General features: G+C 37.6%; 19 protein-coding genes and 1 pseudogene. 13 read left to right on the forward strand and 7 right to left on the reverse strand.

Annotation, left to right across the window (positions count from 1 at the left end):
• Positions 1-912: 912 nt before the first annotated feature.
• From HNQ98_RS02210 to HNQ98_RS02235, 7 genes are all read right to left on the reverse strand, one after another.
• On the reverse strand, positions 913-1,665 hold the full coding sequence (locus tag HNQ98_RS02210) for an Abi-alpha family protein (protein ID WP_014973949.1): 753 nt from the start codon (positions 1,663-1,665) through the stop codon (positions 913-915).
• A 65-nt stretch (positions 1,666-1,730) separates the two neighbouring features.
• On the reverse strand, positions 1,731-1,889 hold the full coding sequence (locus HNQ98_RS02215) for a hypothetical protein (protein ID WP_014973950.1): 159 nt from the start codon (positions 1,887-1,889) through the stop codon (positions 1,731-1,733).
• Positions 1,890-1,972: 83 nt separating this feature from the next.
• Positions 1,973-2,248, reverse strand: coding sequence for a hypothetical protein (locus HNQ98_RS02220; RefSeq protein ID WP_014973951.1), 276 nt, complete (start codon positions 2,246-2,248; stop codon positions 1,973-1,975).
• Positions 2,249-2,333: 85 nt separating this feature from the next.
• A complete protein-coding gene (locus tag HNQ98_RS02225) occupies positions 2,334-2,936 on the reverse strand; it encodes a DUF1643 domain-containing protein (protein ID WP_014973952.1) in 603 nt (200 codons plus the stop codon).
• A 64-nt stretch (positions 2,937-3,000) separates the two neighbouring features.
• Positions 3,001-3,279: an ImmA/IrrE family metallo-endopeptidase gene (locus tag HNQ98_RS09240; RefSeq protein WP_014973953.1), complete on the reverse strand. Its 279-nt coding sequence runs from the start codon at positions 3,277-3,279 to the stop codon at positions 3,001-3,003.
• 12 nt (positions 3,280-3,291) lie between these two features.
• A complete protein-coding gene (locus tag HNQ98_RS09245; protein WP_019040553.1) occupies positions 3,292-3,432 on the reverse strand; it encodes a hypothetical protein in 141 nt (46 codons plus the stop codon).
• Positions 3,433-3,544: 112 nt separating this feature from the next.
• A complete protein-coding gene (locus HNQ98_RS02235) occupies positions 3,545-4,069 on the reverse strand; it encodes an NADPH-dependent FMN reductase (RefSeq protein WP_014973954.1) in 525 nt (174 codons plus the stop codon).
• Between the two features lie 455 nt (positions 4,070-4,524).
• On the opposite strand from HNQ98_RS02235, the gene recG reads away from it, so the two are divergent.
• The 13 genes and pseudogenes from recG to HNQ98_RS02300 form a co-directional block, all read left to right on the forward strand.
• Positions 4,525-6,555 (forward strand): ATP-dependent DNA helicase RecG, encoded by a 2,031-nt coding sequence (gene recG, locus HNQ98_RS02240; RefSeq protein ID WP_184284912.1) that lies wholly within the window; start codon positions 4,525-4,527, stop codon positions 6,553-6,555.
• A 45-nt stretch (positions 6,556-6,600) separates the two neighbouring features.
• On the forward strand, positions 6,601-9,195 hold the full coding sequence (mutS, locus tag HNQ98_RS02245; RefSeq protein WP_014973956.1) for a DNA mismatch repair protein MutS: 2,595 nt from the start codon (positions 6,601-6,603) through the stop codon (positions 9,193-9,195).
• Between the two features lie 93 nt (positions 9,196-9,288).
• The gene (gene mutL, locus HNQ98_RS02250; protein ID WP_014973957.1) at positions 9,289-11,274 is read left to right on the forward strand and encodes a DNA mismatch repair endonuclease MutL; all 1,986 of its coding nucleotides are present in this window, start codon (positions 9,289-9,291) and stop codon (positions 11,272-11,274) included.
• 66 nt (positions 11,275-11,340) lie between these two features.
• Entirely contained in the window at positions 11,341-11,856 is a 516-nt protein-coding gene (locus HNQ98_RS02255) for a YehS family protein (RefSeq protein ID WP_014973958.1), read from the forward strand.
• A 53-nt stretch (positions 11,857-11,909) separates the two neighbouring features.
• The gene (gene ndk, locus HNQ98_RS02260) at positions 11,910-12,323 is read left to right on the forward strand and encodes a nucleoside-diphosphate kinase (protein WP_014973959.1); all 414 of its coding nucleotides are present in this window, start codon (positions 11,910-11,912) and stop codon (positions 12,321-12,323) included.
• A gap of 116 nt (positions 12,324-12,439) precedes the next feature.
• Entirely contained in the window at positions 12,440-13,318 is an 879-nt protein-coding gene (gene murB / locus HNQ98_RS02265) for a UDP-N-acetylmuramate dehydrogenase (protein ID WP_014973960.1), read from the forward strand.
• A 5-nt stretch (positions 13,319-13,323) separates the two neighbouring features.
• Positions 13,324-15,420, forward strand: coding sequence for a Na+/H+ antiporter (locus HNQ98_RS02270; RefSeq protein ID WP_184284913.1), 2,097 nt, complete (start codon positions 13,324-13,326; stop codon positions 15,418-15,420).
• Between the two features lie 45 nt (positions 15,421-15,465).
• A complete protein-coding gene (cdaA, locus tag HNQ98_RS02275) occupies positions 15,466-16,278 on the forward strand; it encodes a diadenylate cyclase CdaA (RefSeq protein WP_184284914.1) in 813 nt (270 codons plus the stop codon).
• A complete protein-coding gene (locus HNQ98_RS02280; protein WP_014973963.1) occupies positions 16,275-17,348 on the forward strand; it encodes a CdaR family protein in 1,074 nt (357 codons plus the stop codon). Before cdaA ends, HNQ98_RS02280 begins: the two co-directional genes overlap by 4 nt.
• Positions 17,349-17,365: 17 nt before the next feature.
• A complete protein-coding gene (gene glmM / locus HNQ98_RS02285; RefSeq protein ID WP_184284915.1) occupies positions 17,366-18,730 on the forward strand; it encodes a phosphoglucosamine mutase in 1,365 nt (454 codons plus the stop codon).
• Positions 18,731-18,817: 87 nt separating this feature from the next.
• Positions 18,818-19,519: a ribonuclease III gene (rnc, locus tag HNQ98_RS02290; protein WP_014973965.1), complete on the forward strand. Its 702-nt coding sequence runs from the start codon at positions 18,818-18,820 to the stop codon at positions 19,517-19,519.
• Between the two features lie 3 nt (positions 19,520-19,522).
• Entirely contained in the window at positions 19,523-23,077 is a 3,555-nt protein-coding gene (gene smc, locus HNQ98_RS02295; protein WP_014973966.1) for a chromosome segregation protein SMC, read from the forward strand.
• 2 nt (positions 23,078-23,079) lie between these two features.
• Positions 23,080-23,281: pseudogene (locus HNQ98_RS02300) on the forward strand (signal recognition particle-docking protein FtsY); the annotation flags it as partial.

Here is a 23,281-nt window from a genome sequence, read left to right on the forward strand (position 1 = left end):
CTGGTAACAAGGGCGGGGGTGTTAAAATAGTTGGCTATGTTTTGAAGTATAAGAATTTTGATCAGAGTGGATAAAATAATCTCATCCCCATGTATTGATTGATACGCACACATTAAAGCAGAATAGGGTCAAAATTGCTCATTAAACATAAAGTAGTGTCTTTTAATATAAATAACTAACAACGCTTAAAACGGCTAATAAAGCGTTAAAATAGACACAATAAAACCACGACCTAGATTTAAACTAGATCGTGGTTTTTTGTTTACTTATAAGTTGTTACGGGGATGAGATAGTAATGTTAAATGTTCAAGAAACCTTAACATTACTTAACATGCAAAGTTACAAAAACCTTAGCAAAACATAGCATGTAACTCCAACATTTTCCAACATGAATGCAAGATTTGCAAGCATGAAAAAGTCAATAAATGTCAACAAAAGTCAACCTTTATAGGCGTTTAACCTTTGTCATGAATGGCTATACAAGGCGTTACAAACGTTGTAACAGCGTGTAACCTTTGTTACAAAAAAGGTTACATTGAGCGTTGCAACCTGTTACGTGTTTTATGCAACCTTTTTGTTTTTCAATTAGTGAAGAAATACTGCAAAGTTACTCAAGATGTAACAACATGAGTCAAATAATTGACAGGAGTTACTTTCTATTAGATTAATTAAGATGTTCATTATGGTAAAATTGTGTAAATTACAGAATGGAATTAATCAAAGCCATGCATATTTTTATAACGATTACTGTATCTTTTATCGTTTTAACAATTTTAATTTTTTGTTTAGTCAAGAGTTTGACACGGTTTTTAGCTAAACAAGCAGTTAATATTAGAAAAATCACTCAATATCAATTATTAACGGCAATTAAAGCTTATGACCCAAAAATGGCTGACATCATATACAAACATCTCAAGGAAGAATGGCGTTCACTAGACGTTGACCAAAATCAGTAAACATCAAAGTTCCATTTGAAGCTTCATCTTTTGAAAATTCGGGAATTTTGTTTAGATCTTCTTTAATTAAATTATACTGATCAGCTAATTCACCACTATCAAACCATTGGTCAGTTTTCGTCTTAATAATACCATCTATTTCTAATTCACTTATTTCAGCGTGCTTTTGGATATATTCTCCATTTGAAATACCTATAATATCAGTAGCAGTATCTAACTTACCGTTTGCTTCAGTTTTTTGATAAAAATTAAGGTAAGGAAAGCCAGTTTTGTAATATTTATTTGAAGCTAAAGTGTTTAGTAGTATTGCTTCATCATTACTCATATTTGCTAAAACAGATTTAAATTTGGGCGAAATTGTAGAATTTTTTGTTTTGTCAAGTGTATTGGTTAGTAACTGTGCAAACATTTCTCGGAGTACATCATTATCTAATCTACCAGCTGAGCTTTGCAATGTTGAATATGCTAGTCCGAGATTTGAGGAGTCATAGTTTTCAATATCTATATTTTTAGCTTTCTCCTCAAATGACTTTTGGTATGTTTCTACTTCGGATTGAGTTCTAATTCCCAACTTAATTAGTGGATGAAACATCCAATAAAGTAAGCCACCAAATCCCTTTCCTACTGCATGTGCAGAAGGGTTAAGCAATTCTTCTTTGGTTGTTTCTGGTAGGGCATCTGATAACACTCTTAGTTCATCTGGATTCATGTTTCTCTCCTTAAACTTTTTAGCGTGAACGCTTGGCACGTATGTACCACTTCCCGAGTGCATTTTTACTTATATAGTATTAGAGCAGAGTAGCAAAAAAAGGAATCAGTATACTGGACTTCAATAATTTCGTGACCATCTGCTTCCAATTCAGTTAAAGTAGCGTTTAATCTTTCAACGAAATTTTTAGCAGTCCAAAAACCAGTTATAATTTGTGTTTTCATATTTCATCCCCGTAAAGCTTTTAACGTGGTTCTGCACGTAATATTTACGCATTCTGTGAGTGCATTTCTTATTTAATGGTTAGTTAGTCATTAATTTCAATATCAGGACGCCGTTTAACGATAATTTTTTTATCTAAGGTAATTGAGACACCTTGGGCAAAAATACCGCTGTCTGCTACTGTTACCTCGTTTTCGCTGACTTTTAACACTATAAATGGTCCACCCCTAAAATTATCAGATGTATCTCCAATGGCTATATTGCCCTGGTCATTGTCCATGACTACTGTATTTTCAGGTGTAACTAGTTGCCAACCATAAGCTACTGTTTGTGTTTTTAATTTTTTTGTATTTTTCGTCATATTTCATCCCCGTAAAGCTTTTAACGTGGTTCTGCACGTATTTCACTATGTGATTTTTTTATTTGCGTATTTGTATTATTACTTACTAATTAAAAATTTTTTCTAAATTACTTTTATTAATTTTCGAAAGTGTCTTTTTTTTACGAGATGCTGGGTGAATTGGTGAGCCATCGTTATTATATCCGAACCAATAAAGTTTATCTTCATATTTATTAAGTAAGTCTTTCAGATCATTTTTGTATTCTTTCAATTTACCATAGTTCCAAGGGACTCCTGCACCCCAGTCTAGTAATACATAGTCCGCCTCCTTCATAGCACTTTTTAGTTGACTAAGAGTTTTACTGCCGATAAGCCCGTTTACCTTAGGCGCTGTCATGCTTGCTTTTATATGTTTTACTAAAATATTGGTAGTAGGAGTTCTTTTAACGAATAAATTTATTTTAGTTAGAGTTTTAATTTGATGATTTTTCTCTTCAATTTTTTCTTCTAATTTATATAATTCTGTTCGGCGTGTAGTTTCTAAAGGGTTATTTAACTTTTCGTTTGCATTTTTTATTTCCAAACCTTTGTAATTTTCTAATCCACGAGGATTCATGCCAATAGAAAGTATTTGTATTCCGCTATCATGCCGCCTAATGACTGATTTTGAATAGTCAGAACAAATAACTTCCTCAACGTTGACGTTCATACCATATTTTCTTAGCTATCTATGCTCATTTGTTTCACATGTATCTGTCATTTTATATTTCCTTTTATATATTCTTCAAAACAGCACTCTCAAGTGACATAGGAATACCAAAGTATGCCATGAAGTCATAAAGCTTGCTGTATCTATCAGTGTTCTCATCAAAGTAAAAGTCAGCCAGCATTTTAAACGCATAAGCATTAGCGCTTATTTCAGCATCATTCTTGGCCAAAGGGGAGAACGCATATGTCTTGTGTTGCTCGCCAGTTAGAATGTGCTGTAACTCGTGAAATTTACGAAATGGGGATGAAAATTTAGTCTTGAAGTTGGGATTAATCACAATCATGTGACGTGAGGGTCAGGCAACATCAGGATCATGTTTGCGCCCAGGCACCTCAACAACCGTTATTTGTTTGTTAGGGGGACGTTCAGCATTATATTTAACGACAACATCTTCAAAATATTCCAGTGGGGAACTATAATCTAAGTATTCATACATCTATTTATCATCCTCACGCATTGTTTTCAGCATGGCGAGAATGTCTTGCGTTTTGTTTTCATCCCAAATTGTGCTTTTAACGTAGTGCAGCACGTAATACACTCTTTATTTTTTAATCTAATTGTTCAAAACATTGCGTTAGTTGGTCAATATCAGATTGATGACTAGCTATTATGTCAGTGAGATTCTTGGCGTCTAATGGTACAGTTAAAGAGAGATTAACAGGCAATTTATGCATGTGTAAACCTTGCAATACTAGAGACATAGCTAATTCTGCTTGGAAACCGCCATGTGAACCGAATACAATCGTACTTACGGGTTTACCTTGCCACTCTGTATACAATGTGTCGAGTGCATTTTTTAATACTGCAGGGTAGCCCCAATTATATTGAGGATACACAATAATGAAGCCATCATATTGATTGACAGTAGATTGCCATGTTTTTGTGGATTCTAATTGATAGTTATTTTTGGCAGGTATTTCTGGTTCATCTAACCAAGGTAAATTTATTTCAGCAAGGTTAATCAATTTTGTGTTTACGCTGTCACTGTTAATTTGTGATTGAATAAGGGTAGCAATTTTTAGTGTTGTGCTGTTAGAACGATTGCTTCCGATAATAATTCCTATTTTTTTCATTTGTTTATTATTTCCTTAATTCTTTCAAACAGCATTATCAAGTGGTATAAGTATATCAAAGTAAAAGTTAGTCAATATTTTAAACACGTTGTCTGTTTTGCCTTATAAATTATAATATCTAAAGCATCAGCAATCGCCATACGTGGGGTATTAATCATTTTAGTCGTTGATCAGTAGCAGATCTATACCATGGCTTAAGCGTTATTAGAGTACTAAGCAAAAAATAAAATTTGGCTTTGCCATTATACATAGCTATATACATTAGGCACTAATAAAAATCATAAAGAGCCCTTTATCTATAAATATCATACCAGACAAGCAAGTCTATTTAAAGACAAGTAAGTGCAAAAGTTGACCACTTTCAGAGAAAAAACTATTATTATCATAAAAAGTTTATGGCATCATAATAAGTTATAGCCAGTCGCTTTTTTTATCCAAAATGTTACAATTAAATCATGATTATACTCGCTGATAATGTTAATGTACTGCCTGGTGTTGGACCAAAAAGGTTAGAGGCTTTACATGAATTAGACATTTTTACAATTGAAGATTTGATTAGTTATTTTCCCTTTCGTTATGAAGATTTAGGAGAACGTCTACCTTCAGAAACACTAGATGGTGAGAAGGTGACTTTTAAAGGAATTGTGAGTACACCACCAGTAGTCTCACGCTTCGGCAAAAAAAATCAAACGCGTTTTGGATTACTAATTGATCATGAAAATGTGCGGGTTACTTTTTTTAATCAACCTTGGATTGCTCAAAATATTGACGTAGGACAAGAGGCTGCGATTTACGGCACTTATAATGCGGCTAAAGCAGCGTTGACTGGCATGAAAATGATCAATGCGAGTGCAGATGCGTTGGATCCAATTTATCCTGCATCAAAACAAGTGAGTGGCAAAACAATACGTCATCTGGTTGAATTAGCTTGGGCTGACGTACGTGGCACGGTTGACTCATTAGTTCCTGAAAATATACGGACTAAGTATCGCCTACTCGATCGTAATCAACAAATAGAAAACATGCATTTTCCTCCTGATATGCCAGCAGCAAAAGCAGCGCGGCGTAGTAGTGCTTTTGAGGAATTTTTTGTATTTCAAATGCGATTGCAACTTTTAAAGTTAGCTGATCAAAATTTTGCTGGTGAGGCTGTGAACTATGACAGTGAGGCATTGCGGGCGTTTGAAAACCAATTACCCTATACCTTGACATCGGCACAACATAAAGTGATCGATGAAATTTTACAAGATCAAAAACGGCCACGACATATGAACCGCTTATTACAAGGGGATGTTGGTTCAGGGAAAACAGTTGTCGCTGCAATGGCAATGTATGCGGCGGTGACAGGCGGATTACAAGCAGTGATGATGGCACCAACAGAAATATTGGCACAACAGCATGCCATAAATTTATCTCAACTGTTTGATAACGCTGGGTTATCACTACGCATTGAATTATTAACCAGTGGTTTGAAAGTGACGGCTCGTTGGCAATTATTAGCTGACTTAGTCAGTGGTGAAATTGATATTATCGTTGGCACACATGCTTTATTACAACCCGACGTTGCCTTTCATCATTTAGGTTTAGCAGTCATTGATGAGCAACATCGTTTCGGCGTTAATCAACGTGCTAAATTACGTGAAAACGGCGTAAATCCAGATATTTTGGCGATGACAGCAACGCCAATCCCACGTACCTTATCGATTACTGCTTATGGTGAAATGGATGTTTCAGTCATTGATCAACTACCAAGCGGTCGTAAAACAATTCAAACAACTCGTCTGAGCCATAATCAATTAGATCAAGCAATTAGTTTTGTTAAAACGCAGATTGACGATGGCGCGCAGGCATACATTGTGACACCGCTAATTGAAGAGTCCGAAACACTAGATGTTCAAAATGCAACTGCCATGTATGAGACAATGCAATTAGAATTTCCGCAATATAGTATAGGTTTATTGCATGGTCGACTATCGAACGAAGAAAAAAAGGTCTTAATGGCTGATTTCAAAGCCAATCGTATTCAAATTTTAGTTGCGACAACAGTCATTGAAGTCGGGGTTGATGTACCAAATGCTAGTATTATGCTGATTTTAGATGCGGATCGTTTTGGTTTAGCGCAGTTGCATCAATTACGTGGTCGTGTTGGTCGTGGCACACGACAATCTTATACGATGCTAATTGCTGACCCTAAGACAGATTATGGCACAGCACGCTTGGATGCAATGGTTGAGACAACAGATGGTTTTGTGTTAGCTCAACGTGATTTGGAATTAAGAGGTTCTGGGGATATTTTAGGGACAAAGCAATCTGGTGTACCGGAATTTGCAGTGGGTGATCCAATTAAAGATTTAACTATGATGGAAATTGCGCAACAAGAGGCAATTACGTTAGTCAGCCAAGATGACTGGGATCAACACCCTGATAATCAAGCATTAGTTGATTATTTATCTCGGACAATGGCGCGTTATCGGCATTTTGATTAAACACTGAAAATAAGTATGAAATAATGAGGAGATGTGTCATAAAATATGGCCAAAATAGTAGACACACCAATGATGGTGCAATATCATGAAATTAAGGCACAATACCCTGATGCATTTGTTTTTTATCGTTTAGGTGATTTTTATGAACTTTTTGAAGATGATGCGATATTAGGGGCTAAAATACTTGAATTAACACTGACAGCACGTAATAAAAATTCAGAAAACCCCGTGCCAATGGCGGGTATACCGCATCATGCTGCGCAAAATTATATTGATATTTTAGTAGATCAAGGTCATAAAGTTGCTATTGTTGAGCAAATGGAAGATCCTGCCGTTGCTAAGGGTATGGTGAAGCGAGATGTTGTTCAGCTGATTACGCCAGGCACAAAAATGCTTGGCGGTGCGGGTGCTGATAAAGAAAACAACTATCTAGCTGCTCTTAGACCAAACGGTAATGATTTGGCAATGGCTTATATTGATCTATCTACAGGCGAATTAAAAGCAACAACTATCGGTAACTTTAATGATGTGATTGATGAATTAAGTTCGTTGGAAGTTAAAGAAGTTGTGTTACGTAAAGATGACGAGCTTACCATAAAACATCAAGTTGCTAATCAACTTGGGGAACGTGGTCTAGTAATTTCTTGGCAGTCAGATGTGACAGCAAATGCAACAGTTAGTTTTTTGACACAACCCTTAACAAGCATTGCTGAAACTGAAACGACAGCAATGTTACTTAATTATATTTTTGATACGCAGCGCCGTAATTTGGATCACATTGTGCCTGCTACGAGTTATGAGCGACTAACTTATTTGAAATTTAACCAAGACACACGTTCTAATTTAGACTTAATTGAAAATACGCGTACGAAAAAACGTGCAGGTTCACTGCTAGGATTAATTGATGAGACGAAGACAGCTATGGGTGGTCGGCTACTGAAACAGTGGCTACTAAAACCATTACGTGAGCAACAGGAGATTGAAAAGCGACTTGACTTGGTACAGGCGTTTCAAAATGATTTTTTTACACGTGGTGCTTTGCAAGATGATTTGAAATCAGTATATGATTTGGAACGATTAGCAGCTCGTGCGGCTATGGGTACGATGAATGCACGAGAACTTGTGCAACTCAAAAAATCATTATTAGCTATTCCAAGCATTAAAACCACTTTATCAGCAACAGAAGGAGTACTTTACGATGCTGGTGACAAGCTTGATAGCATGGTTGATTTGGCAGGGTTGATAGATGAAGCTATTGTTGATGACCCACCGGTGAGTGTCCGTGAAGGTAATATTATTAACGACGGATTCGATGAAAAGATAGATACATATCGCAGAGTTTTGACTGACAATCAAAAATGGCTAGCCCAATTAGAAACTGATGAGCGTAAAGTTACCGGTATTAGTTCATTGAAAGTCGGGTATAATAAAAATTTTGGTTATTTTATTGAAGTGACTAAAGCTAACATTAATAAATTAGAACCAGATCGTTATGAGCGACGACAGACACTTACAAATGCAGAACGCTTTGTCACGCCAGAATTAAAAGCGCATGAACGTTTGATTATTGAGGCACAAGCTAAACGAACAGAAAGAGAATATGAATTATTTGTAACGATTCGTGAACGACTAAAGGCAAATATTAGTCGTATTCAAAAGCTGGCAAGGTTAGTTGCGCGCTTGGATGTTTTAGCTTCACTAGCTGATGTCGCTGACAATCGCCGTTTCGTACGTCCTACCTTTACTAGTCATAACATGATAGCCATATCTCAAGGAAGACATCCTGTGGTAGAAGCATTGCTCGGTTCAGGTGAGTTTGTGGCAAATGATGTGATGTTAGATGAAGACAATGCCATGCAACTGATTACTGGTCCTAATATGGCTGGAAAATCAACTTATATGCGTGAATTAGCCTTAATTGTTATCTTGGCACAAATGGGCAGTTTTGTACCAGCAGAACAAGCTGAATTACCTATTTTTGATCAAATATTTACGCGAATTGGTGCTAATGATGATATTGCTATGGGACAGTCAACTTTTATGGTTGAAATGGCAGAAGCTAACCTAGCTTTGCGAGAAGCAACAGCACATTCGCTTATTTTATTTGACGAATTAGGGCGTGGTACGGCAACTTATGACGGTATGGCACTGGCGCAAGCAATTATCGAATTTTTAGATGCGCATATTCATGCCAAAACACTGTTTTCAACACATTATCATGAATTAACTGCATTAGCTGACCGGCATGATAGCATTACCAACGTTCATGTTGGTGCAGTAGAAGATGATAACGGGGAATTGCATTTTCTACATCAAATTCAAGAAGGACCAGCTGATAAATCTTATGGTATTCATGTTGCGGCACTGGCTGGCTTGCCACGCGAACTCATTAACAATGCTACGACCATTCTTTCTCATTTAGAAAGTGATGATGTCGTTACTGATCACCAGCTTGTCCAACAATCAGTGACGTCAGAAAAACATGACGAATCACAACAAGTTGAATTGTTCAATGTTGATGCTGTTGATTCAGAGACAGAAAAAGTATTAGAACACTTAGATAAATTAGATATTTTAAACATGACACCTGTAGATGCCATGAATGCACTAAATGACTTAAAAAAGTTAAGAAAAAAATAGAAGGAGACGCGTTTGTGGGTGTGATAATTAATTAGCCTTTAAATATTAAATTTGTTAGTTTAAGGCAATGACTCCACTGGCGTTCAAAAAACAATGAGCAAAATTCATGAGCTATCAAATTTATTGGCTAACCAAATTGCGGCTGGTGAAGTTATTGAACGACCAGCCAGCGTTGTTAAAGAATTAGTTGAAAATGCGATTGATTCAGGCGCAACACAAATTGACGTCGTCGTTGAGAATGCCGGCGAGGCGCTTATTCGTGTTGTTGATAATGGTACAGGTATTGATCCTGAAGATGTCCCGCTAGCTTTTACACGCCACGCAACAAGCAAAATAACAGATCGTCATGATTTGTTTAATGTTCTGTCTTTAGGTTTTCGTGGTGAAGCATTACCATCGATTGCAGCAATTGCCGACGTTACTTTAAATACGACAACTATTGAGGCACCAGCCGGTGTCATGTATCACATTAAAGGTGGCAATCAAGTCAGTTCAGTGCCAGCTAATGGGCATCGTGGAACTGTGATTTCGGTACGCGATTTATTTTATAATACACCGGCACGATTGAAATATTTAAAGCGACCACAAACAGAGTTATCACATATTGCTGACATTATGAATCGGTTGGCACTGTCATATACAAACATTGCTTTCACTGTCATTGCTGATGGGCGTGAATTACTAAAAACAGCAGGAAACGGTAACCAGCAACAAGTTATTGCGGCTATTTATGGTCGTGAAAGTGCGCAAAAAATGCTAGCAATTGCTGGTGAAGACGACGATTTTAATATTACTGGCTATATATCTTTACCAGAGCTAACACGTGGTTCACGAGAATATTTGACCATTTTAATTAATGGCCGTTTTATTAAAAACTTTACTATCTCTAATGCTGTGATACGTGGTTACGGTTCAAAATTAATGGTTGGTCGGTTCCCAATGGGCGTGATTAACATTAATACCGATCCTCTTTTGGTCGATGTGAATGTACATCCCCAAAAATCAGAAGTTCGCCTATCTAAGGAAGTTGAGTTATCTGAATTAATTATCGGTAGTATCAAGTCGCGTTTAGCGGAAGAAAATTTAATACCTGATGCTTATGAAAATTTGTATGGCCCATCAAGAGCAATACAATCGACCACGTCAAAACCCACCCAGCAGGCGCCTTGGTTAGAAAAAAGTGAGTCCAAAGAACAAACAGTGATGCCACAAAACACTATTAATTCGGGTCAAGAGATTGAACCTATTAGTATCAGTGATCGACATGATTTATTAAATGATCAAGTTAATGATTTCGCTAATCGGTATGCTCATGAGTCTGCATTATCAGTTTTTGGGCAACAATCAACAGTGCCTCAACCTCAAGTATCTGAGGATCTTGTAACATACCAAGCGCCACGGACGAAAAATCAATCACAACAAGAGGCACTTGATATCGCACCAAACACAGCTAGTGGTTTTCCAGCATTGGACTATATTGGTCAAATGCATGGGACATTTTTGTTTGCACAAAGTGAAACAGGCTTATACTTAATCGATCAGCATGCTGCACAAGAGCGAATTAAATATGAGTACTATAGGCGTGTTATAGGCGAAGTAGGAACTGACAAACAACGGTTGTTGGTTCCAATCACGTTGACCTACTCGGCAGCTGATATGTTAAAAATTGCTGATCATGAACAAGAATTACAAGCTGTTGGGTTAGAACTAGAGCCTTTTGGACCAACGAGTGTGATCATACGTGAACACCCAACATGGTTTAAAGCTGGTCAAGAAAAGGAAACAGTATTAGAAATGGTTGATTGGCTTCTAAGGGCTGGACATCTCACGGTAGCTGAATTTCGTGAACGCACAGCCATCATGATGAGTTGTAAAAGGTCAGTTCGAGCCAATATGCATTTGTCTGAAGAACAAGCACGAACTTTATTACAATCACTTGCTATGACTGAAAATCCTTATAATTGCCCTCATGGACGCCCAGTATTAACACAGTTTACACTAACAGAAATGGAAAAAATGTTTAAACGTATTCAAGACTCTCATGAAAATTGGGAAGAATATGATAATCATCCGTACTAAAATATCTGATCAATTTAAGAATCCATCACAGCGCATGATTGCGCCGTACATAACTAGGAGAAAAACATGAACAACAATGATATTATTATTCGTCTGCGCTACGCGCTTGATATCCAAAATACTGACATGATCAAAATATTTCATTTGGGTGGTATTGAGATTGATGAGGCACAGCTCCATGAGTTATTAACTAAGCAAGAGGAAGGCGATAAGCGTGATAAAAAGATAACGACTCATGATTTAGAAGCGTTCATGAATGGGTTGATTATTTCACAGCGTGGGGAAAAAATTGGGCCAGATTTAAAACCAATTCAACCAACTTTTGATATTAATAAAGAAGATGATATTAATAATGTCATCATGAAAAAGTTGAAAATTGCAATGTCTTATACAAGTGATGATTATATGAGCTTTTTGGAATCAGCTGGTATCAGTATATCTAAGAATGAATTAAGTGCTGTTTTGCGTCGACCAGATCATCGTAATTATAAGCCAGCCGGTGATCGCTACTTGCGTAATATTTTAAAGGGGATGGTTATTGAATACCGTCCAAATGATGTCAAAAAGACAGCTAAAAAATAGACCTTGTAAACGGTTTCATGTATAATGAAGTTAGTTTAGATCAAGGAGAAACCATGATAGAACGAACATTTATGATGATTAAACCGGATGGGGTACAACGTGGTAAAGTTGGTGAAATCATTCGTCGTATTGAGAATAAAGGGTATCGCATTGTTGATATTAAAATGGTACGGCCTACAGAAATATTACTTGATGCGCATTATGCAGAACATGTTGGTAAATCTTTTTATCCGAGTTTGGTAGCGTATATGACGTCAGGACCAGTGATTGCTATGATTGGTGAAGGAACTAATATCGTGGCTGGTTGGCGGATGTTAATGGGAGCTACTAACCCAACTGATGCTGCACCGGGTACTATTCGTGGTGATTTAGGACGTGAGTGGCAGAGTGATGCCATCATGAATCTTGTCCATGGTTCTGATAGTGTGACTACCGCTAAACGGGAAATAGAACTTTGGTTTTCATAATCATTATTAACGCGCTTAATGTCAGTAATTTATACTGATATTAAGCTTTTTTGTTGCAATTAGGCGGTATAGGTAAAAGTTTGGTAAAATAAAAGATATAGACACGGAGTTGAAAAATGCAATTAGACAATATAACAATATTTGAAAAGCAATCGTTAGCCCCCTATGCTTATACGCAAGCTGGTGGTGTAGTAGATTATTTAGCGATTCCTCAATCTTTAACTGAATTGAAAAAGTTATTACACTGGGCAAAAGATGAACAATTAGCCGTGCATGTTTTTGGCAGACTTTCCAACCTCGTTGTGCGTGATGGCGGTGTCCGGGGCTTATCAATTTTACTTCATGAATTACACAGTATTACAACTGAAGGGCATAATATTGTAGCTGAAACGGGGGCTGATTTGATTTTAGTGGCTGAAGTCGCTATGGAGCATAGCCTTACTGGTTTAGAGTGGGGTGCGGGGATACCTGGCTCGGTTGGCGGTGCAGTTTTTATGAATGCTGGCGCCTATGGTGGACAAACAGATATGGTAGTGACTTCAGTGACAGCGGTTATGCCAGATGGTCAGTTACAGACTTTTCCACGTGATATGTTGGCATTTGGTTACCGACAATCTGTATTTCAAACGAATGGTGGCATTATTGTCAGTGCGACATTTGATTTACATCCAGATGATAAACAAGCGATTCAACAGCGTATGGATGTTAATAATTTTAAACGTGCTGATAAGCAACCTTTGAATTATCCCTCTAATGGTTCTGTTTTCAAACGACCAGAGGGTTACTTTGCTGGTAAATTAATTATGGATTCTCATTTGCAAGGTGTTCGTGTTGGTGGTGTTGAAGTTTCTAAGAAACATGCTGGATTTATGGTGAATGTTGCCAATGGTACAGGAAATGATTATGAAGATCTTATTCATTATGTTCAAAAAACAGTTCAAGATAAATTTGGTGTCTTACTTGAAACTGAAGTTCGCATCATAGGAGAACGATAATAACAATGGCAATACTCGAATTAATTTTTATTTTAATTGTATCAGTTACAATTTCTAATGTTGTTTCACATTTTGCGACAGATATTCCTGCTAGCTTGTTTCAAATTGTCATTGGTCTATTCTTGTCCTTAGCATTTGGTGTATACATTGAGGTTGACTCGCATTGGTTTATGTTACTTTTTGTAGCGCCATTACTATATAATGATGCTTGGCGTTTTCCCAAACGAGAACTTTGGGAGTTACGTGGACCAATCCTGGGCAATGCGATTGTATTAGTGCTATTGACAACATTAGTCGGTGGTTTCTTGATGCACTTGTTAATCCCACAATTGCCAAGATCTGTGGCATTAGCATTGGCTGCAGTCGTATCACCAACAGATCCAGTAGCTGTGCAAGCCATTGCTAAACGCGTCAAGCTACCTGAAAATGTGATGCATATTGTTGCTGGGGAAAGTTTGATTAATGATGCCAGTGGGCTAGTCAGTTTTAATACCGCAATTAAAGCAACGGTAGCTGGGACTTTTTTACTTAGTCAAGCTATTGGTAATTTCTTTTGGATGACTTTAATTGGATTGAGTGTTGGGTTAGTTATCGGGGGAATCTCAGTCTGGCTACGTGATGTTTTTCATCGTGTTGGGCTAAATGATGCGGTTTTCCACACTGTCATAACGTTATTGACACCATTTTTAATTTATTGGACAGCTGAAGAATTTTTTCACGCGTCTGGTGTAATTGCCGTTGTTGCTGGTGGTGTTTTAACTAAAGTTCTAAGTGACCAGCGATTTGATGCACGTAATCCCGAAATTTCGGTAACTGGCGTCAGAACTTGGGAAATCTTTGCTTATCTGCTTAATGGTTCTGTTTTTGTTTTGTTAGGCATTGAATTACCACCTGCTATGGAAGGTGTTGTTCAAAATTCACAAATTCACACGGGGCAAGCGATTTTTTATGGTATTGTCACGTGGTTCATTGTGTTTGTTATTCGAACATTATGGGCATATTCGAATCAAGTTTTGATGTACTTTAAAGACAGATCACATCATCCATTATTTAAAACAGCGGTGACATCTGGTTTAACGGGTGTTCGTGGTGCGGTAACAATGGCGGCAGTATTGACTGTTCCGAGTGTCATTGATGATGGGACAGCCTTTCCGCAACGAAGCTTACTAGTTTTTGTTGCAGCAGTTGTTGTAATTATTAGTCTGTTGGTGGCTACGATTATGTTGCCAATTGTGACTAATGAGCGTTCAGCACATGATTTTACACAACCATCTATATCAGATGCTGAAGAAGAAACGACAAAGCATGCCTCACATGTTGATATGACTGAAGCTCAAGCACGTATTTTTTCTATTCAAGTTAGTATACAGATTTTGCGTGAAAATCAGCGGGATAATAACCGTGTGATTATCTATGAATTAATTACACGTAAACAAGCGACTATCGCACAAATTCGCCGACAGTCTAAAGATGATAGGTTAATGTTTACGCCGGTTGACGACGCAGAATTGCGTCGCATAGCTTTAGAGGCACAGCGTGATCGGTTACAACAATTGCTTGTGGCAGAGGAAATTTCACCCCTTGCCTTTTCAACACAAACACGTCGATTGGAAGTATTAGATCGTGCTATAGAGTCCAATACACATTTCCATGTGTCTCCAAAATGGGCTAGAATATTGATGCAGCGTGTGATACGTGCGATTCGTATTTGGTTTTCAGATGAAACCAGTGAAGCATTTAAGGAAGAAACTTCCTTAGCCATTAAAGAAACAGCTAAGGCTGCGATTAATGCTTTGTCAGAACATATGGTAAAGCATAGTGGTGATACTGTATCTCAACGTTTAGACAGACAAAACGCGTATAATTTAATTGTGACCTATCGTTACCGCATCGAAAATGAGAAACGTCCAGATACAGCTCTGCAACGTGAAATAGATGAGCGAATGCGTATGGAACTTGAAATTAAGGCACTTAATGCACAGCGAGAAACAATTCAAAATTTGTATGAACAAGGAAGAATTAAGCGACAAGCTGGTATTAACATTAGGCAGTTTATCAACTATGCGGAAACAGCAGCATTAGCAGGAAAACACGAAGAGTAACAAGACAGTGTTACTACCGTTTGTGAAAATACCAAAGGAATAATTATGCTATCGTACTTTACAATGAATAATTTAATGCATGTGGTAGATATTGCTATTATCTGGTTTTTGCTTTATAAAATCATCCAATTTGTCGAGGGAACTCGAGCGTTACAAATATTATTTGGCGTCGGGGCGGTTATTTTAGTTAAAGTAGTGAGCTGGTATTTAAGATTAACTACTTTGTCATGGGTCATGGATCAGCTGATTACATGGGCGCCAATTGCGCTAGTTGTCATTTTCCAACAAGAAATTCGCCGTGGTCTAGAATCATTGGGTCGCCGACTTATTGTGAGACGAACGAGAATTGATAATGCCGCCGAACACCAACTGATTAAAAGTTTGGATAGTTCACTTCAGTATATGTCAAAACGTCGTATCGGTGCTTTGATTACAATTCAACGTGACACAAATTTAGATGAATACATTAAAACAGGAATTAAGCTAGATGCTTATATCACTGGTCAATTATTAATCAATACTTTTATTCCAAATACCCCATTACATGATGGTGCGGTGATTATTCGTAAAGACCGTATTGCAGTAGCCGCAGCTTATCTCCCACTATCTGAAAGTACACGTATTCCGAAAGAGTTAGGGACTAGGCACCGTGCTGCAGTGGGAATTTCGGAATCAAGTGATGCGATTACCGTTGTTGTATCCGAAGAGACTGGTGAAATTTCTATTACACAGAGCGGTGATCTTCTACGCCAGATGGATCAGGAAAGCTATCTTAATTTCTTTGAACGTCAATTTTTACCAGATAAAGCAGAAACACCAAAAAATCGGTGGTGGCATAGAAGGAGGGTAGAAAAATGAAGCAATTTGGTCAATCTAAAATTGTAAACTTAGTGATCTCATTAATTATTGCAATTCTACTCTCAACCTATGTTTTAAGTACAAAATCAACAGTTTCGACAACAAATGGATCGAATAATTTTTCAACACTAGTACCTGAAAAAAAGGCGACGTTAAATGTAGGGCTTAATTTGCAATTTGATAAAGATAAGTATGTTGTGATTAACGCACCTGAAACAGTTAAGGTAGGCATTGAAGGTTCTGTGGCATTGGTGTCGGCAGCACAAAGTCGCAATGACATTCAGGCTAGTGCAGATTTACGTGGTTTAACTCCAGGTAAACACACTGTTGATGTAGCTTTACGTGGTGTTAATGCTTCATTGACTTCAACGATTAACCCACAAAAAATAACCGTCACAATTGCTGAAAAAACATCACGAACATTCCCTATTAAAGTGAACTATGCTAGCAGCAAAATTGCTAGTGGTTATACAGCTAGTGAACCAACAGCTGATCCAAAAGCAATTACAGTTACCGGACCTAAAGCAAATATTGATGCAGTCACTTCAATAGTAGCTCAACTTGATTTACAGAGTGGGACGAAAGAAACATTGACACAAGCAGTCAAACTCGTGGCAGTGGACAAAAATGGTGAGGCAGTTGAAGTGAAACTAAATCACGATTCAGCTAACGTAACGCTAAACATAGCACCCGAAGATTCGAAAAAAGTGACATTAACGGCCAATGTTGTTAATGGTGATAGTGATGATTATCGTATTTCATTTGACCCTAAAACTGTGACGGCCTATGGTTCATCTGATATACTTAATGCTATGGACAGTATTAAGGTGCCAGTAGATGTTGCAAATATTAATGACAAAGAAACAATTAAAGTAGCACTACCAAATATTGATGGTATCGTACATTACAATACTGCTAACGTATCGGCAACAGTTACGCCAAGAAATGATAATAATACGTCAAGTACTAGCTCTTCTAGTACATCATCGTCGTCAACAAGTTCAGCAGATACTAGTGAAAACGATCAGGATCAAACATCTAGTAGTGAAGAATCATCTAGTAGTAATTAAAAAGACAGGATAAGATAATGTCAGACATTAAATTAAAATATTTTGGAACAGATGGTGTACGTGGAATTGCAAACCAGACGTTGACACCGGAATTAGCCTTTCGTTTAGGTCGTACCGGTGGCACGATTTTAACACGGCACATGACTAATGATAAAAATCCAGTTGTGATTGTTGGACGAGATACTAGAATATCAGGTGACATGTTGCAGCAAGCTATTGTTGCTGGCTTTTTATCAGTTGGTATTGATGTTTTACGTTTAGGTGTCATTTCAACACCTGCTGTTGCTTTTTTGGTACAAGATCTTGAAGCAGATGCTGGGGTGCAAATCACAGCTTCACATAATCCGGCAGCAGATAACGGGATTAAGTTTTTTGGTAATGATGGCTTTAAATTGTCAGATGAACTCGAATATGAAATTGAGCAGCTACTTGATGCAGATGAAGATACGTTGTCACGACCTAGCGCAGAAGGATTGGGTGTTGCCAACAATTACCCAGAAGGAACGTTAAAGTATCTAGAATTTTTGCAAAGAACAATCCCAAATGATTTGGGTGGTATGCGAGTCGCACTTGATGGTGCCAATGGTGCCACGAGTGCTTTATTACCACGGTTGTTTGCTGATTTGAATACTGATTTTGTAACAATGGGAACAGAACCTAATGGTTTAAACATTAATAATGGTGTTGGTTCAACGCATCCTGAAGCATTAGCTGAGTTGGTGAAAACAAGTGACGTACAAGTTGGATTAGCATTTGATGGTGACGGTGACCGCCTGATTGCTGTTGATGAAAATGGTAGGATTGTTGATGGCGATAAAATTATGTTCATTATCGGTAAGTTTATGAATGAGCAAGGTCGTTTGAAACATAATACGATCGTTTCTACGGTGATGAGTAATATTGGCTTTTATAAGGCAGTGGCAGCGCATGGTATGACAAGCGTGCAAACAGCAGTTGGTGATCGCTATGTGATGGAAGAGATGATCAAGTCTGATTATAATCTTGGTGGTGAACAATCTGGTCATATTATCTTCCGAGATTGGGCAACGACAGGGGATGGCTTGCTAACAGCCTTACAACTGCTGTATGTTATGAAAGAAACTGGTACAAAATTGTCTGAATTGGCAAGCGATGTAGAAGTTTATCCGCAAAAGCTCAGTAACATACCAGTAGCAGATAAAGTTGCAATTCAGCGTGACCCAGATGTGATTGCTAAAATTGCAGAAGTTGAGTCGGAAATGGCAGGAGATGGACGTGTGTTGGTCCGTGCCTCAGGTACCGAGTCACTACTACGTGTTATGGCTGAAGCACCAACAGAAGAACTTGTCAATCAATATGTTAATGATATTGTTGATGTTGTTCGTGACAAAGCCGGCTTATAAATTAAGTAAGGTACCAAGTTAATTATAAACATGGTACTTTTTTTGATATAATAAACTATATAACTATGCTTAAAAAAGGAAAAAACCGTGTCACAAGACAGTTTTAAAGAATACTTACTATCAGAATTTAATATCAAATTTAACGATGAGACGCTCCTAATAGAAGCGCTAACTCAGCGTAATTATTTGAATGAACATAAAGATGAGCCCGGTCGTGATTACCAAAGGTTAGAATTTTTAGGTGACTCGGTCATGCAAGTGTCGGTAGCGGAATATCTATTTAAACGGTATCCTAACTGGCATGAGGGTCAACTAACAGAAATGCGAATTGCTATGGTGCAAACACGTTCTTTCGCACACTTTGCCAGGCAAGTTCGTCTAAATGAAGCGATTCGTTTAGGTAAAGGCGAAGAAATGTCTGGTGCGCGTGATCGTGATTCACTGTTAGAAGACATCTGGGAAGCGTTTATTGGTGCTTTGTATTTAGACCAAGATGCGGATGTGGTACGCAGATTTTTAGATAAAACTTTATTTGCGGCTATTGACACTGATTTTTTTGATCGCTTCATTGACTTTAAAAGTCGCTTACAAGAGAAATTGCAAGAAAATGGCTCAGTAGACATTGATTATCACACAGAAAATGAACAACAATTATCGGATAATACACAGTTATTTGAATCTAGTATATCCGTTGATGATCGTGAGTTGGCGCGTGGTGTGGGAAAGTCAATCAAAGATTCAGAAAAGGCTGCGGCGCGCGCAGCACTAAAAATATTGGAAGAAAAATAACCTATGAAACTTAAATCACTTGAAATCAGTGGCTTTAAGTCTTTTGCTGATAAAACAGTTATTGAATTTATGCCTGGTATGACAGGTATTGTGGGACCAAATGGTTCTGGTAAATCAAATATTATTGAGGCCGTTCAGTGGGTTATGGGTGAACAGAGCGCCAAGGACCTGCGTGGTACGCGCATGTCTGACATTATTTTTGGTGGTACACGGAAACGCGGAGCATTGAACCGTGCTGAAGTGGCCATGACCTTTGACAATTCGGATCATTATGTTAAATCAGAGTTTAATGAGGTCAGAATTTCACGAAAATTGTATCGTTCAGGTGAAAGTAGCTATCAAATTAATGGTGTCGATAGTCGTTTACGCGATATTCATGAATTGTTTATGGATACTGGTTTAGGACGCGAAAGTTTCTCGATTATTTCCCAAGGACGTGTAGAAAGTATTTTCAATGCTAAGCCGGAAAATCGTCGTGGCATTATTGAAGAAGTCGCTGGTGTTTATAAATACAAACAAAACAAAGAAAAAGCGCAAAAAGAATTATCACAAACAAGTGATAATTTAGCGCGTGTGGCAGATATTATTCATGAAATATCAGGTCGTTTGGAGCCATTGGCAGAGCAATCTGCACAAGCAACCGATTATTTATCTCAAAAAGAGCGTTTTGATATTTTAGATAAATTACGTTTAGCTTTGACAAAGCAATATTTGGAAGATCAAGTTCAGCAAGTACTACGTGAAGTAGAAAAACAAGATCACATTGTTAACCAAAGTAAATCAGCTTTAGATATTTTGAATCAATCACTCTCAGAAAAAAGGCAAGAACGTACCAGTACCCAACTAGCGCGTGATAAATTACAGCAAGATATTTTACATATGACCCAAGATAAGGAACGTTTAATTGGGGCAGAAAATCTTAGCAGCCAACAAATTGAGATATTGCAACGTGATATTGTGCATAATAAAGCACAATTAGACGACTTTTCCACACGACTAGGAACAATTGCTGCACAGCGTCAAACGCTGAAATCAAAGCAAGAAGATCTCGTATCGGAAAAACAAGTTTTACAGCAGCAAATTGATAATTTTGATGAGAAAAAGTACTTACAATCTCAAAGTACCTTACAATCACAAATCGCCCAAAATCGTCATGCCTATATTCAAACTATGCAAGACATTGCTGCTTTACATAATGCTTTACAAACTAATGACAAATTAAAACAGCAATTAGAACAGCGTATTCAAACCACGCAAAAACGGTTGATAAGTGAACAAGACAAGCTGCAAGATTTGAAAGAGCAACTAGAAATTTATCAACCAAAAAAACTAAAAACGTTTGATACTGATCATTTAGAAAAACAAGTACGACAGTTACAACAGCAATTAGAACAAGCGAGTGCCACGTACAAAACAGATGAAAAAAGATGGTATGAAGCATTAAACCAACTTAATAAGACACAAAGTCAACGTGATGCACGTAATACATTAGACGAATATGTGGGATTTTATCAGGGTGTACGCGTATTGATGAAACCAGATATTCGTCAGAATTATGCAGGTATCAAAGGTGTGATTGCCGAATTGATGACAGTACCAGCACAGTACACACTTGCTATTGAAACAGTACTAGGTGGTGCATTGCAGCAAGTAGTTGTTGATAACACGCATACAGCTAAACAAGTTATTCATTATTTAACGCAAAATCGTGCGGGTCGTGTCACAATTTTACCCATGGACACAATTAAAGGACGTCATTTGAACCTTATTGATGCTGTTAAAAAGCATGAAGGTTTTGTGGGAGTGGCTTCAGAACTTGTGACTATGCCGACAGAAATGACTGCGATTAAAGCTAATTTGCTTGGTGGGACAATCCTTGCAAAAGACTTATCTGCAGCGACTGAAATTGCAAAACTAGGACAATATCATTTCCGAGTTGTTAGTCTAGACGGTCAGCTTGTTAATGTGGGTGGTTCAATGACAGGTGGTGCAAATCAGAGACGTGGTGCAACTATTTTAGGTCGTCAATCAGAATTATTATCACTAAATGACCGTGTAGATGTTTTAACGCAACAAGCGCAAGTGTTAGAATCAAGCTTAAAATCCCAACGTGTTGATAATGAAAAGACTAGAAATACTTTGCAAGATGCTAGAAACAATCTAGCATCTGTACAAAACGAAACTGAACAAGTTGATTACACGTTGTCACGTCAACAAGATGAAATTAAACAGCAACAACATGTAATTCAAGCATTAGAATATGAATTAAAAGATCTCGAAAGCCAACAAACTGATAATAATCAGCAATTAGTTGCGCAACAACAACAACTGGATAAATCCCAGAGCGTAAAAGCGCAACAAGAAGTAGAAGCAAAGGAATTGCAACAAGCGTTATCGCAAGCTTCAACGCAATCACAGTCAAATCAAGAACAACGAGCTACAGTGCAGACACAGTTTGCTACGGTTCAAGCACAGGTTGATAGTTTAGTTAGTCAATTGCAACTATTAGATTCGCAACGTGATGATTTACTGCAACAACAGAAAACAGTATTCGAAGCATTGAAAACATTGCAACAGCAATTTGAAACGGTAAAGCATAAGACCGATAATGACATTAAAGTTGCTACGCTCAGTCAACAGCTTACAGATGCGCAAGTAGATTTTGAGCAACAAACACATGATATTGAAGTGTTAACATCAGCAGTGACAGCTTTGGAATCGCAGTTTGTGTCACAACAAGAAAAATTGCGTCATAATATTAGTTTACAAAGTCAAACGGCAGCTCAACTTGCACGATTACAAACGCAGTTGGATAATATTCAAAAACAATTATTGACGCAATATGATATTGTAGACGTAACAGATGTTCTAGATGCTAATGACAGCAGAGACTTGACTGAAATAGAATCTCAATTGCAATTATTGAAACGCAGTTTGGATGAAATTGGTTCAGTTAATTTGGGCGCAATTGCTGAATATGAAGAAGTGCAGACACGTTTTGAGTTCTTGACACAACAGCGTGATGATTTGGATACAGCACGACAGACATTATTGCAAACAATAAATGAAATGGATCAAGAAGTACAAATACGTTTTAAAAAAACATTTGATGCGGTGGCAGAACATTTTTCAAATATTTATTCACAAATGTTTGGTGGTGGCCGCGCAGAGATTCGTTTAACAGATCCAGAACACTTATTAACAACTGGGATTGATATTACTGCTCAGCCTCCTGGGAAAAAGTTTCAGCAAATGAGTTTACTCTCAGGTGGGGAAAAAGCTTTAACTGCTATTACTTTGTTGTTTGCTATTTTGCACGTACGACCGGTACCGTTTGTGATTTTAGATGAAGCAGAAGCAGCGTTAGATGAAGCAAATGTTGCACGTTTTGCGCGATATTTACATGATTTTGCTGGTGATACGCAATTTATTGTGATTACTCATCGTAAGGGCACAATGATGAATGCTAATTTATTATATGGTGTGACAATGCAAGAAGCGGGCGTATCAAAGATGGTTGCCGTTGACTTGGATAAAGCCACAGGAAGTGTAGGTTAAACATGGGATTATTTGATATTTTTCGCAAAAAGAAAACTGTGGTCGATAGTGAAGCAACTGAAACTTCTGTTGAATCAGAAGCCACCACTGAGTCAACGACTTCAGAATTAGAAACATCGGAAACGCAACCGACTCATGATTCAGAAATTGCGGTAGAAACACTTGACAGTCAAGCTGAGAGTACGTCACAATCAACAGAAACAG

The sequence above is a fragment of the Leuconostoc carnosum genome (assembly GCF_014207505.1).
GTDB classification, from domain to species: Bacteria; Bacillota; Bacilli; order Lactobacillales; family Lactobacillaceae; genus Leuconostoc; species Leuconostoc carnosum.

Bases quoted from the DNA above. Each gene is read 5' to 3' on its own strand.
- HNQ98_RS02225 (WP_014973952.1), bottom strand. From the start codon at position 2,936: ATGAACGTCAACGTTGAGGAAGTTATTTGTTCTGACTATTCAAAATCA.
- HNQ98_RS09245 (WP_019040553.1), bottom strand. From the start codon at position 3,432: ATGTATGAATACTTAGATTATAGTTCCCCACTGGAATATTTTGAAGAT.
- HNQ98_RS02235 (WP_014973954.1), bottom strand. From the start codon at position 4,069: ATGAAAAAAATAGGAATTATTATCGGAAGCAATCGTTCTAACAGCACA.
- HNQ98_RS02270 (WP_184284913.1), top strand. From the start codon at position 13,324: ATGGCAATACTCGAATTAATTTTTATTTTAATTGTATCAGTTACAATT.
- HNQ98_RS02215 (WP_014973950.1), bottom strand. From the start codon at position 1,889: ATGAAAACACAAATTATAACTGGTTTTTGGACTGCTAAAAATTTCGTT.
- glmM (WP_184284915.1), top strand. From the start codon at position 17,366: ATGTCAGACATTAAATTAAAATATTTTGGAACAGATGGTGTACGTGGA.
- HNQ98_RS02210 (WP_014973949.1), bottom strand. From the start codon at position 1,665: ATGAATCCAGATGAACTAAGAGTGTTATCAGATGCCCTACCAGAAACA.
- murB (WP_014973960.1), top strand. From the start codon at position 12,440: ATGCAATTAGACAATATAACAATATTTGAAAAGCAATCGTTAGCCCCC.
- recG (WP_184284912.1), top strand. From the start codon at position 4,525: ATGATTATACTCGCTGATAATGTTAATGTACTGCCTGGTGTTGGACCA.
- HNQ98_RS09240 (WP_014973953.1), bottom strand. From the start codon at position 3,279: ATGATTGTGATTAATCCCAACTTCAAGACTAAATTTTCATCCCCATTT.
- HNQ98_RS02280 (WP_014973963.1), top strand. From the start codon at position 16,275: ATGAAGCAATTTGGTCAATCTAAAATTGTAAACTTAGTGATCTCATTA.
- mutL (WP_014973957.1), top strand. From the start codon at position 9,289: ATGAGCAAAATTCATGAGCTATCAAATTTATTGGCTAACCAAATTGCG.
- mutS (WP_014973956.1), top strand. From the start codon at position 6,601: ATGGCCAAAATAGTAGACACACCAATGATGGTGCAATATCATGAAATT.
- HNQ98_RS02255 (WP_014973958.1), top strand. From the start codon at position 11,341: ATGAACAACAATGATATTATTATTCGTCTGCGCTACGCGCTTGATATC.
- HNQ98_RS02220 (WP_014973951.1), bottom strand. From the start codon at position 2,248: ATGACGAAAAATACAAAAAAATTAAAAACACAAACAGTAGCTTATGGT.
- ndk (WP_014973959.1), top strand. From the start codon at position 11,910: ATGATAGAACGAACATTTATGATGATTAAACCGGATGGGGTACAACGT.
- smc (WP_014973966.1), top strand. From the start codon at position 19,523: ATGAAACTTAAATCACTTGAAATCAGTGGCTTTAAGTCTTTTGCTGAT.
- cdaA (WP_184284914.1), top strand. From the start codon at position 15,466: ATGCTATCGTACTTTACAATGAATAATTTAATGCATGTGGTAGATATT.